This is a genomic window from Rhodopseudomonas julia, assembly GCF_030813515.1.
GTDB lineage: Bacteria > Pseudomonadota > Alphaproteobacteria > Rhizobiales > Afifellaceae > Afifella > Afifella julia.
Window position 1 is genome coordinate 1,738,517 of the sequence record NZ_JAUSUK010000002.1, and the last position, 12,463, is coordinate 1,750,979.

The 12,463-nt window shown below is 62.8% G+C and carries 10 protein-coding genes; 2 read left to right on the forward strand and 8 right to left on the reverse strand.

Annotation, left to right across the window (positions count from 1 at the left end; translation table 11 throughout):
• Positions 1 to 7 precede the first annotated feature (7 nt).
• From J2R99_RS17395 to J2R99_RS17415, 5 genes are read right to left on the reverse strand one after another with little or no spacing between them, the layout of a single operon-like run.
• A complete protein-coding gene (locus J2R99_RS17395) occupies positions 8 to 802 on the reverse strand; it encodes an ABC transporter permease (protein ID WP_307155610.1) in 795 nt (264 codons plus the stop codon).
• Positions 799 to 1,656 (reverse strand): ABC transporter permease, encoded by an 858-nt coding sequence (locus J2R99_RS17400; RefSeq protein ID WP_307155611.1) that lies wholly within the window; start codon positions 1,654 to 1,656, stop codon positions 799 to 801. The genes J2R99_RS17395 and J2R99_RS17400 overlap by 4 nt, the downstream gene beginning before the upstream one ends.
• A complete protein-coding gene (locus J2R99_RS17405) occupies positions 1,653 to 2,774 on the reverse strand; it encodes an ABC transporter ATP-binding protein (RefSeq protein ID WP_307155612.1) in 1,122 nt (373 codons plus the stop codon). The genes J2R99_RS17400 and J2R99_RS17405 overlap by 4 nt, the downstream gene beginning before the upstream one ends.
• Positions 2,771 to 3,838 (reverse strand): ABC transporter substrate-binding protein, encoded by a 1,068-nt coding sequence (locus tag J2R99_RS17410; protein WP_307155613.1) that lies wholly within the window; start codon positions 3,836 to 3,838, stop codon positions 2,771 to 2,773. Before J2R99_RS17410 ends, J2R99_RS17405 begins: the two co-directional genes overlap by 4 nt.
• 54 nt (positions 3,839 to 3,892) lie before the next feature.
• Positions 3,893 to 5,068, reverse strand: coding sequence for a M24 family metallopeptidase (locus J2R99_RS17415; protein WP_307155614.1), 1,176 nt, complete (start codon positions 5,066 to 5,068; stop codon positions 3,893 to 3,895).
• 110 nt (positions 5,069 to 5,178) lie between these two features.
• Between J2R99_RS17415 and J2R99_RS17420 the strand changes: the two genes are divergently transcribed.
• A complete protein-coding gene (locus tag J2R99_RS17420) occupies positions 5,179 to 5,916 on the forward strand; it encodes an IclR family transcriptional regulator (RefSeq protein ID WP_307155615.1) in 738 nt (245 codons plus the stop codon).
• Positions 5,917 to 5,928: 12 nt separating this feature from the next.
• On the opposite strand, the gene J2R99_RS17425 is transcribed toward J2R99_RS17420, so the two are convergent.
• The gene (locus J2R99_RS17425) at positions 5,929 to 7,263 is read right to left on the reverse strand and encodes a DUF2778 domain-containing protein (protein WP_307155616.1); all 1,335 of its coding nucleotides are present in this window, start codon (positions 7,261 to 7,263) and stop codon (positions 5,929 to 5,931) included.
• 447 nt (positions 7,264 to 7,710) lie between these two features.
• On the opposite strand from J2R99_RS17425, the gene J2R99_RS17430 reads away from it, so the two are divergent.
• On the forward strand, positions 7,711 to 8,403 hold the full coding sequence (locus J2R99_RS17430) for a class I SAM-dependent methyltransferase (RefSeq protein WP_307155617.1): 693 nt from the start codon (positions 7,711 to 7,713) through the stop codon (positions 8,401 to 8,403).
• Between the two features lie 124 nt (positions 8,404 to 8,527).
• On the opposite strand, the gene J2R99_RS17435 is transcribed toward J2R99_RS17430, so the two are convergent.
• Positions 8,528 to 11,356 carry a heavy metal translocating P-type ATPase gene (locus tag J2R99_RS17435; RefSeq protein ID WP_307155618.1) on the reverse strand — a complete coding sequence of 943 codons (2,829 nt, stop codon included), beginning with the start codon at positions 11,354 to 11,356 and terminating at the stop codon, positions 8,528 to 8,530.
• Between the two features lie 71 nt (positions 11,357 to 11,427).
• A complete protein-coding gene (locus tag J2R99_RS17440) occupies positions 11,428 to 12,447 on the reverse strand; it encodes an ABC transporter ATP-binding protein (protein WP_307155769.1) in 1,020 nt (339 codons plus the stop codon).
• Positions 12,448 to 12,463 lie beyond the last annotated feature (16 nt).

Consider the following 12,463-nt stretch of genomic DNA (forward strand, 5'->3'; position numbering starts at 1 on the left):
ACGTCGATCAGGCTCCCGTTTCGAGCGTTCCGCTCGCCTTGCGGATCGCCCAGTCGGCGAGAAGCACAATCACCGTGATCGCCACCAGGAAGGTGGAAACAGCGGCAATCGTCGGCTCCACTTCCAGAAGCAGGCTGTTCCAGATCTTGACCGGCAGCGTTTGGGTCCGCACGCCGGTGAGGAAGAGCGAGATGATGAGCTCGTCGAAGGAGGCAAGAAAGGAGAAAAGCGCCGCGGAGACGACGCCCGGCAAGGCGAGCGGGATCACAACGAGACGGAAAGTCTGAAGTCGGGAGCAACCCATGCCGGCGGCGGCCCGCTCCAACGCAGGATCGATGTTGCGCAAGGTGGCAAGCAGGATGAGAAGCACGATCGGCAGCGCGATCACCGAATGGCAGATGGAAACCCAGACGAGATTGCCGACGAGACCGAGCTGCGACGAGACATAGAACATCGCAATCGCAGTGATCACTTGCGGTACGATCATCGGCGTCAGCGCCAGAGCCAGCAAGGCTGTCCGAAAACGGCTCGAGCTGCGCACCAGCACATAGGCGCCCAGAAAACCGATCGTGGTGGAGAAGAGGCTCGCCACCAGCGCGATGATCGCCGAGGCCCACAACGCGTCCCACCAGCGGCCATCACCAAAGAAAACCTCATACCATTGCAGCGACAAGGAACTCGGCGGGAACTTCAGATAGCCGTCCCCACCAAAGGAAACGATGACGATAATGCCGATCGGCGCGATCAACAGCAGAGCGCCGATGCCGACGATCAGGCGCAGCCAGGCGGGCGTGCGGGTCATTCCGGTTCGCTCCCGATCAACGAGTTGAGCCCGCCGAATGCGATGTAGATGAAGAAGAGCAGCAGCGTCACCACGAGCAGAGCCAGCGCCATCACTGCAGCCAACGGCCAGTTCAGCATGATCTCCACCTCGTGCTGGATCTTCATGGCGATCATGATGTCTCCCGGTCCGCCCATCAGCGCGGGCGTGATGAAATAACCGACAGCGAGGATGAAGACGATGAGCCCGCCCGACACCACTCCCGGCAGGGAGAGCGGGAAATAGATCTTCCAGAAGGTGGTGAAACCGCCGGCACCCATGCCGCGGGCCGCCTGCATCAACCGCGGGTCGATGCTCTTCATCGCCGCATAGAGGGTCAGCACCATGTAGGGCAGAAGCACGTAGATCATGCCGATCAGGATGCCGCGCTCGTTATAAAGAAGGTCGAGCGGTTCGGTGACCAATCCCGAAGAGACAAGTGCATCGTTGATCAGCCCCTTGGAGCCGAGCAGCACCATCCAGGCATAGGTGCGCACGATGACGGAGGTGAAATAGGGCACGATCACGCACAACACGACGAGGTTGAAGGCGAGCTTGCTGGCGCGCGACAGGAAATAAGCGAGCGGATAGGCGATGACGAGGCAGCCGAACGTCACGATCACCGAGATGCGCAAGGTGGTGACGAAGGATTGCACCACGGCGCGCGAAGCAAGCACCTTGCCCGCATAGGCGAGCCCGTCGGCAAGTCCGCGCTGGTCGATCAGCTGACCGAGCGTGACAATCAGAAACCACAGGAGCGGCCCCAGAAAGACCAGCGTCAGAAGCGCAAGCATCGGCAGGAGAAGCAGCGCGTATCCGTTTCGCGCAGCACTCATGCCTCGTTCTCCTCGGAGGCAAAGCCGGACCGCGCCGGCGCTTCCACCGGCAGAAGCCGGCAATCGGCCGCGTTGAAGCCGAGCACGCAGGATGCGCCGACGGCAAAAGCCGGCTCGCCGGAGAGGTTCTGCACATCGGCCGTCAGATCCTCGCCATCGATGGTGACGCCGTAACGGATGATGTTGCCGAGATAGGAGACGCGATGGACGGTGCCGGCGAGTTCGTTGTCGAAGCCACCGCCCGTCATCGCCGCAACGCGCAGCTTCTCCGGTCGCACGAAAAGCAGAGCCTGACCGCTTTCAAGCCCGCTCGGGCTTTCCGAACAAGCGAGCGTCAGCCCGCCCCGGCTCGCGGAACGAGCGGAGGTGGCAGTCACCGGCAGAAGATTGGCCTCGCCGAGAAAGGTGCCGACGAAGGCGGAAACAGGATGCTGATAGACCTCGGAAGGCGAGCCGAGCTGCGCCATCCGCCCATCGCGCATGATGGCGATGCGGTCCGACAAGTTCATCGCCTCTTCCTGGTCATGGGTGACGTAGATCACCGTCATGCCGAGGCGGCGTTGGATATCCTTGATCTCCGTCTGCATGTGGAAGCGCAGATTCTTGTCGAGCGCACCCAAAGGTTCGTCCATCAGGATGACCTTGGGCTGGTAGACGATGGCACGTGCAAGCGCCACGCGCTGCTGCTGGCCACCGGAGAGACGGCGCGGAGCACGATCTGCGAAATCCGTGAGCTTGACGGTTTCGAGCGCCCAGGCGACACGCTCGCGCCGTTCGGAGGCGGAGACGCCGCGCACCTTCAGCGGAAAGGCGACGTTTTCCGCCACGCTCATATGCGGGAACAGGGCATAGTTCTGGAAGACCATGCCGAAGCCGCGGTTCTTCGGCGGCACCGAGGAGATGTCGCGCCCGCCGACAGTGATGCGGCCGAGATCGGTCTCGGCAAAGCCGGCGATCATCATCAGCGTCGTCGTCTTGCCGGAGCCCGAAGGGCCGAGAAGGGAGAAGAACTCCCCCTCCTCAATGGTCACGTTGACGTCGCTGACGACCCGGGTATCGCCGTAGATCTTGCCGACCCCTTCCAGCGTGATGTGTCCGGATCCGCTCGTTTCCGTCATTCGATGATCCAATCCGCCCAGCGCTGGTTGATCTCATCGCGATGGTCTTCCCAATAGACGACATCCTGCAGGAAGCCTTGTTCCGCCAGTTGCGGGCTGCCAGGCATGTCGGGCAGAAGCTTCGGGTCAATCAAGTCATAGGCCTTCTGGTTGGCCGGACCGTAATTGAGCGCCGTCGCGAAGATGCTGCCGGGCTTGGCGCCGCAGGCAAAGTCGACGAGCTTTTGCGCGTTCTCGGCATTCGGCGTGTCCTTGAAGATGCCGTAGGCCTGCACCTGCAGCATGTTCTCGTTCCACTCGATCGCCAGCGGAGCGCCATTCTTGGCGGCCGTCTGCAAACGTCCGTTCCAGATGGAGCCGAGCACGACCTCCTGGTCGGCCATCATCTGCGCCGACAGGGCGCCGCTGTCCCAGAACTTGCGGATATGCGGCTTGATCTCGGTCAGCCTGTCGAAGGCCTTGTCGAGGTCGAGCGGGTAGAGCTCGTCCTTCGGAACGCCAGCGGCGAGCAGAGCGAATTCGAGATTGGGCTGGCCGGAGGCGATATCAGCAAGCATGCGCGCGCCCGGGAATTTCTCCACGTCCCAGAACTCCGCCCAGGATCGCGGGTGCTCGCCGCCGGAAAACACATCGGTGTTGTAGCCAAGAACGGTGGCGAACATGAAATTGCCGACCATGTAGGGGCGCACGAGATCCTGGCGGACGTCCTTCGGATCGGTGAATTCCCAGTTGGCGTAGTCGAGCTTTTCCAGCGCTCCTTCCCGCTCCAGCTTCAGGAGCGAACCATCCGTCGTGTCGATGACGTCGAGTTCGAGATTGCCCGACCTGTACATCGCCATGAGCTTCGCGAAGGTCGCAGGAACCGAAAGGACCTCGATGCCGGTTGCCTCGGTGAAGGGGTCGTAGACCGCCTTGCGCATGGTGTCTTCGTAGACGCCGCCGGGATTGCGCACGATGACCTGGTTGGAGGCGGCGCGGGCCGTCAGGTTCAAAAAGGGCGCGGCAAGAGCCGCACTGCCGGTCGCGGCAAGAAAGCTGCGGCGCGAGATGGAACTGGAAGCCATTTGTTTTTCACTCCTCTTGGGGGGGCAGACTGTGCGGGGCACACTCGATCCGACTCAGGCCGGGAAGACATCGCTTTCAAAGAGCTTGCGGTCGAGGCGTGTCAGCCGCTCCGCACCCTTGTCGGTTATGAGTATTGTCTCGGAGAAAGCGATGCCGTCTGCGACCAGGTACATGTGGAACGTCATGCCTGGTTGCAGCTCCCAATCGGCCTTCGGATGGAAGACGCGATTGAAATCGGATGTCCGTGGCGTGGCCGGGCCGTTGAAGCCGACCGTGTAGCCGGAAATGCCGGTGAAGTCGTCGCGGAGCCCCTCCTCCACCAGAGCGTCGCGCACGACCGCATCCACGTCGCGCGCGATCATGCCGGGCTTCATCGCCGCAAATTGCGCGTCCTGCAGGGCGATGAGGCGCTCGGCGACATGCGCCTGGCGTTCGCTCGCCCGGCCGATCACGACCGGGCGCATCATCCGCGAACTGTATCCGGCGAATTTCGGCAAGAGCTCCACATGGCAGATTTCGCCCCGCTTCAGCGGTGCCGGGCGCAAATGGCCGTGCAGGAAATCAACGCCGACGCCGACCGTGATCGGACCGACCGGAGACGGGTCAGCGCCCCCATCGAGATAGACCCGGTAGGCGGCTTTGACGACATCGTGCAGGATGACGCCCTCGCGCGCACTGCCGAGAGCGGACAACATGGCCTTATCCGCGACAGCCGCAGAACGGCGCAAAAGATCGAGTTCGGCGGCATTCTTGATCATGCGCCGGTCGGTGACAGCCGCACCGACATCGACGAAGTGGGCGTCAGGCAACCGGGCCTGCAGCACCTCGAAGAAGTCCACCGGCAAACCATAGGAATGCTTGTCGAGGCCGATCGTACCGGCCGCGAAGCCGCGGGCCGTCAGCGTGTCGGCGAGCACCTTTTCCGGCTCGTCCCAATCGCAGAAGGTCACGACATCGTCGATCCAGCTCACATCTCGGAACGGGGCCGCATCGAGCGCGCGGATCAGGAAAACTGGACTGCCCTCGGCCGGCAGCACCAGGCAGCGATAAATGTTCATGGCGCCCGGAAAGCCGGTCAGCCATTGCACGGCTTCGATCTCGTCATAGATCGCGACGCCGACGCCGCGGCCCTTCAGATCGGCCTGAACCGCGCTGCAGCGCTCCGCATAAAGCGCCAGCGGAAACAGCAAACGTTTTCCCGCACTCGCGCCACTGGCCAATTCGTCCATGAACCCTCACCCCGAGATGATTGACAGGATCAGACAGTGGCCAAGAGGCCGAAAATGAGTCAAATATAATGAAACAGAGTTGCAAAATACGGGACAAAGCGTTGTCATCCTTGGCCAAGGCATCTTCGATCCTGGCATGCTTCACCACCGAAGAAACCGATCTCACGGTCTCCCGCGTCGCGGAGAAACTCGTCCTCCCAAAAAGCTCGGTGTCGCGGCTGATGAAGGAAATGGCGGAGCTCGGGCTCCTGCAGCGCGCCTCGGACGGGCGGGGCTATGGGCCCGGATATATGCTTTTCCAGCTTGGCTCGATCTACCAGATGCGCTTCGACATCATCGAAATCGTCGATCGGATCGTGCGGGACCTCGTCAAACAAACGGGGTGCACGGGCTATATCGGCCTTCTCGACGACGGCGAGATCGTCGCCATGCGCAAGCATCTCGGCACCGATGCGGTGCGCTACCGCATCGAGGTCGGCCGGCGCTATCCGATCACCTACCTCTCGTTCGGCAAAGCTCTCCTGGCGCGCCGCTCCGATGCCGAGATCCAGGGCTTCTTCACCAAGTATCCGGCCGCCCGACCTGCAAAGATGAGCGTATTCCTAAAGGAGATCGGCACCATCCGCGCCCAGGGCTGGGCGGAAGCGACCCAGACTTCGGTTCCCGGAGCCCACGGGCTCGGCGTCGCTGTCATCAGCCCGCTGTCGGAACAACTCATCGGCTATTCCCTGTCGTTTCACGCCGATCTCGTATCCCGCCAGACGCGGCACGAAATCGCCATGGCTCTGGTCAACAGCGCCCGCCGGGCGGCGGCGCTCACCCGCGATGCCTACTGGCTCAACCGATAAACCGGCGGCAGTCTAAAGTGCCGCCATATAAGTGTTGAGGTCCTTGAGCCGGGGCACGACGATCATGCGGGTGATATGGCCCTTCTTGAAGGCCTTCAGGAAGCGCTCGTAATTGGCGAAGACCACGCAGCCGTTGGACTGCGAGCGCGACCCGCCCCCGGCATACATGTAGGGGTGCGCCAGGAGCCCGTCGCGATTGTATTTCTTGCGGCCGTCGGAGGGCAGCAGGCGGATGGCCTCCGCTCCGTGGAAGCGGCTTTCGCGCATCACCAGATCGTAGACATTCGGCGGCGTCGGGCCGCGGTTCTTTTCCCGCACATAACGGGGATCGTCCTGCATCTTGGCAAGGCCAGAATGCGCCTCGAGACGTTCGCCGTTCGGCAGGTAGACGGTCGCCGATTCAATCTCATAGACGGCGACGCCGCTATCGCGTCCGGGAAGTCTGGCACGACTGCCAGGCACGAACAATTTGTTGAAGAAGCCGTCGGATGAATCGCTTGCAGCGGAATCTTCGACCGCCGCGTAAGCAAGACTTGCCGGCGAGCGACCGCCTCTCGCAATCACGCTCGGCGTAGGCCGGGAGGCAGGCACCGCGACCTTTTTCAAAACGGCCTGAGCGTCCAAAGCTTCGTCAAAACCCACTGCCGATGCCGGCCGGGCATCCGGCTCCAGGCTGGCGACCTCGGTCTCGCCGATGTCGGGCCTCGGGACCGGTACGAAGTCGAGACCTGCCACCGCATCTGAGACCATTTCCTCAGGCAATGGCACTTGGTCAATCCCGATGAGGGCGGCGAGATACGCCCCGGCGGTGGGCTCAAAAGCCTCGGACATCCAGCGCTTCGCAAACACCTCTGCGCTTGTCTGGGGGACCATCGCGAAGGCCGTCGCCGATCGTGCCGTGCCGGCTTCTCTCGCCGGCACCAGGAGCCCCGGATAACCCTCGACGATTTCCGGCAGGTGAACCATCGTCGGCTGCCAGGCGAAACGCTGCGTGTCGAAAAGAGCGGGCGGCAGGCCTTTCACATCGGCATCTTCAAAAAGGTTGCGCTCGAACGTTGGGCTGCGCTGTCCGAGATCGCTCGACTGATCCTGCTTGAAAGCGACCGAGGACAGGCGATCTCCGCGCGATGCGGCCCCGAGCCCCTCGGCTCCACCGTGCATGGGTCCCGAAAAAGGTCCTCCCGCAGCAATCAGGCTCGCAGATGCCTGCACGAAGCGCTCGGTGACGAAAGTCGTCGTCGCCAGGAGCGCAACGGCACCGATCGCAACAGCGGGAACAGTCCACAAACCGCGCCGCGTCACGCGCTTTCGCGCAGTCAGCTTTCGCTTCTGAAGCTTCCGGTGCATCACGAGATGTCCCGCTCCCTTTGTCGCGAGGCTCGGCTCTGCCGGTGGCATGGCATCACCACCGTGCGCTGAGCGACCTACCACATTCTCCATACAGCTTGGAGCGTTATGGTTTCGTTTACGATAACGGCCAGCCCGAGGGCGAACCGGCAAGGGGCGCACGAGGCCCGGCGATCCCCCAGCCCGGTCTCATCCCGGCATGCGACCCGCCTTTTCACGGCACGCCGTTTCATGGGTCGCCGTTTCATGGGCTGGGTCATCGACGAGGTCAGCATCGAGGGCGCTCGTAAATGCACGCCTGCTTTGCTTGGCGAGCATCGAGAAGCATCGGATAATCGCTCCCCTCGCCCCGTGAACAGAAAACGTCGGGCGTCTGAACGGACAGTGTTCGGATCTGCGATCTGAGATGGAAATCCCGCCAGCAACTGCGACGAAGGGCAATGCCTGATGAACCTCGCTTCGAACGCCAAAACCAGAACGATTTCCACCTGGTATGTCGATCCCGCCGACGAAGACGCCATGACTGAAGCCCACGCACCGATCTGGCGTCACCTCATCGGGCTGCTGCCGGAACGTGACCTGACGACTAAAAACGTCCTCGATTTCGGCTGCAATCAGGGCGGTTTCTTGCGGCATCTCTATGCCCTCCGCCCGTTCCGAAAGGCGCTGGGTGTCGACATCGCGACGGCGTCGGTCGAAAAAGCGGAAAGCCTGAAAGGCGCCGTGCCCGTCCATTACGATACCGACACAAGACTGCGCGGATGGGATGAACAGTTCGATGTCGCCTTCACGCATGAAGTGATCTACCTGATCGAGGACATCCAGCGTCACGCATCCGATCTCTGGCGGGTGCTAAAACCATGCGGCGTCTACTACGCCGTTACGGGGTGCCATACCGACAATCCGCTTTGGCCGGAATGGCGCAGCCTGATCGCGGGGCGAACCAACACGACCGTGCAGGACCGCTCGATCACCGACTATGCTCGGGCATTCGTTGATGCCGGCTTCCAGGTTTCGGCTCGCAAGCTCGCCTTCGACGGCTTCGTTCCCTACCAGCCGGATGGATGGTCGCCGAACTTTGCTCAGACGCTCGACTATTACACGCAGACCAAAGTCGTCTTTCGTCTCGTGAAGCCGTAGAGGCCTCGGATCGACACCGAGACAAGTTGTTTCAAATGCGGCGACATCTCCCGACCGGGTCCGGTCTCACCCGTTGGCCCGGCCAGGAAATCGCAGCAAATCACTGGTAAGCCGCGGTCGCAATTCAGGCCGCTGCCAACTTCTCGTTCGGATAGCCCGCCTCGCGGATCGCGGTTTCGATCGCCACCTCGTCGGCCGAACTCTCGATTGCGGCGGTGCCGGCATCGAGGTCGATATCGACCTTGGCATCGGGGTCGACACCCTTCACGGCCTTCTCCACATTCGCCACGCAATGCTTGCACGACATTTCTTCAACCTTGAGCTTCAGCATAGAAATCTCCTTCTCAGACATGACATTGGCCGGCACCGCCGGAGTTTGGGACGCAGATTGTGCAGGTTTTGATGGCGTTTCAGGTTGCACCGTCGCCGCTGATTTGGCGAAGGGGACATTGTGCTTTCCGGTCACCGCAAGGGGTGGCGAAAACCGTCTCAGACGCAGGGCATTGGTGACGACGAAGACGCTCGAAAGCGCCATCGCTCCGGCCGCGAAAATCGGCGACAGAAGCACGCCGGTCGACGGATAAAGCACACCGGCGGCGACCGGGATCAGCACGACATTGTAGGCGAAGGCCCAGAAGAGGTTCTGCCGGATATTGGCGAGCGTTGCCTTGGAGAGCGCAATCGCGTTGGCGACGCCGCCGAGATCTCCCGACATCAACACCACATCGGCACTTTCGATCGCCACATCCGTGCCGGTGCCGATCGCCAGACCGACATCGGCTTCCGCCAGCGCCGGCGCGTCGTTGATGCCATCGCCGACGAAGGCCACCTTGCGGCCGCCGGACCGCAAGGCTTTGATCGCATCGATCTTGCCCTGCGGCAGCACTTCGGCGACCACTTCGTCGATGCCGAGACGCCGAGCGACGGCGTCCGCCGTGCGACGATTGTCGCCGGTGATCATCGCCACTTTCAATCCCAGATCGTGCAGGGCCTTGATCGCGGCCGGCGTCGACGCCTTGACCGGATCGGCGACCGCCAGCATCGCGGCAAGCTTCCCGTCAATCGCGGCATAAAGCGGCGACTTGCCCTCCTCACCCAGCCTCACGGCTTCCTCGGCGAAGCGCTCGAGGACGACTTTGTGCTCCGTCATCAACCGGTCGGCGCCGACCATCACCTCACGGCCGGCAACCCGCGCCGTGATGCCGAAACCAGGTATCGCCTCGAAAGCGTCAGGCTTTGCAAGCGTCAACCCCCGACGCTCGGCCGTGGCGACGATTGCGGTCGCGATCGGGTGCTCGGAGCCCGCCTCGACGGCCGCCACCAAAGCCAGGACTTCGGCCTCGTCGAAACCGTCAGAGACACTGAGATCGGTCAGTTCGGGCTGGCCTTCCGTCAGCGTGCCCGTCTTGTCGAGCGCGATCACGCGCGCCTCGCGCAGCGTCTGCAGCGCCTCGCCGCGCCGGAACAAAACGCCGAACTCGGCCGCCCGGCCCGTGCCGACCATGATCGAGGTCGGCGTTGCGAGCCCCATGGCGCAGGGGCAGGCGATGATGAGGACGGCGACCGCATTGACGAGCGCAAAGCCCAGCGCCGGCTCCGGACCGAAGACGAGCCAGACGAGGAAAGTCAGGAGGGCCGCACTCATCACGGCCGGGACGAACCATTGCGTGACCTTATCGACCATCGCCTGGATCGGCAGCTTGCCGCCCTGCGCCGCCTCGACCATGCGGATGATATTGGCGAGCATCGTATCGCTGCCGACCTTCTCGGCGCGATAGGTGAAGCTGCCGGTCTTGTTGATGGTGCCGCCAACGACTTCAGCGCCTTCGGTCTTTTCGACCGGGATCGGCTCGCCGGTGATCATCGATTCGTCGACATAGGACATGCCGGTCAAAACGGTGCCGTCGACGGCGATCTTGTCGCCAGGGCGCACCTGCAGAACGTCGCCGACGACGATCTCTTCAAGCGGCACTTCGACGAAACGCCCCTCCCGCTCGACCCGGGCGATTTTCGGCTGCAGGCCGATCAGGCGTTTGATTGCCTCGCCCGTGCGGCCTTTGGCACGCGCTTCGAGAAGGCGGCCGACGAGAATGAGCGTCACGATCCCGGCCGCCGCCTCGAAATAGACATTCACCGTCCCGGCCGGCAGCACTTGCGGCAGAAAAGTCGCGACCGTGGAATAACCCCAGGCGGCGCTCGCCCCCACGACGACCAGAGAATTCATGTCAGGTGCGGCGTGAAGGAGCGCGGGCAAGCCCTTGCGGAAGAATCGCAATCCCGGGCCGAAGAGCACGAGCGTCGTCAGGACGAACTGCATGAGATGATTGCTGCCCGAACCGATCGTCCGCTGCACGAGGTCATGGATCGCCGGCGAGACATGCGAGCCCATCTCGACCAGGAAGACGGGCAATGTCAGAACCGCAGCTATGATGAGATCGCGCTTCAGGGCAGCGTAATCGCGTGCCTTCACCTCGGCGCGCCGGTCGGCCCCGGCCGCGTCATGCTCGATCAGGCGCGGTGTATAGCCGGCCTCGCGGATCGCCGCGGCGACGGCCCCGCGATCGAGCCCGCCCAGGCTCGTCATCGAGGCCCGTTCGGTCGCCAGATTGACGGACACCGCGTCGACGCCCGGCACGGCCGCGATTGCGCGTTCGACCCGCCCCACGCAGGAGGCGCAGGTCATACCCTCGATGGCGATCTCGAAATCCTCGCGCGGCACATCGTAGCCGGCCTTCTTAATCGCCGCGACCACGGCGCCGTCCTCAGGCGCGCCGGCGAAGATGACCTCGACCGTCTCCGTCGCCAGATTGACATTGGCTGTGTCGACAGACGGTAGCGCCGCGATCGCCTGCTCGACACGGCCCACGCACGAGGCGCAGGTCATGCCCTCGACATGGTATCGCCGCGAAGAAGGTCCTTCGCGAAAACTCTCTGGAGGTGCAATCTCGTTCATGAGACCATCCTCGTGGCTGATCGCACCCTAGATGGGGCTTCCAGCCACTGGAAGGTCAAGTCAGTCGATCGTCATGCCCTGGCGGCGGGCTCGTCGTTCAGATGGCAGGCGGAAAGATGACCGCCGGCGACCGGCTTGAGCTTCGGCACTTCGACCCGGCAGCGCGCATGGGCGAACGGGCATCTTGGGTGGAAGTGACAGCCCTTCGGCGGAAACAACGGGCTCGGAATTTCGCCTTTGATCGCCTCGAAGCGGCGCTTGCGCGGCTCGATGCGCGGGATTTCGGCCAGCAGTGCCTGTGTATAGGGGTGGTTCGGGCGGGCGAATATTTCTTCAACCGGCGCCTCTTCCACGATCCGACCGAGATACATGATGACGACACGGTCGGAGATATGCTCGACCACGCCGAGATCGTGGCTGATGAACATATAGGTGAGATCGAGCTCTTCCCGCAGCTTCACGAAAAGATTGATGATCTGCGCCTGGATGGAGACGTCGAGCGCGGCGACGCTTTCGTCGCAAACCAGAAATTCCGGCTTCACGGCGAGCGCTCTCGCGATGTTCACACGCTGGCGCTGACCGCCGGAGAATTCGTGCGGCAGGCGCTTCTTCATCGCCGGATCGAAGCCGGCCATGCGCAGATGCTCATCGACGTAATCGGAGACGCTTCCCTCGATGAGGCCGTGAGCGCGCGGCGCCTCTGCGACGATGCTCTCGATGCGCATACGCGGATTGAGGGCCGCCATCGGATTCTGGAAAATCATCTGCGCGGCGAGATCGGCCGCCTTGCGCGCCCGGCCCTTCAGCTTGTGATGCGCCTCGCCCTTCCAGCGGATTTCTCCATCGGTCGGCGGCAGAATGCCCGCCACGATGCGGCCGAGCGTCGATTTCCCGCAGCCGCTCTCGCCGACCACTCCCAAAACTTCGCCACGCGCGACCGAGAGATTGATGCCGTCGAGCGCGTAGACCACGGCTGGCGGTTCCGCCGCGCCTGCGCTGATGGCAATGCGGGCGGCAAGATCCGGCGTTGCACCGAAGCGGCGCGTCACGTCGCGTGCTTCGACGAGTGGAATCTTTGGAGCGTTCTCCATGATCTGGTTCGTATCG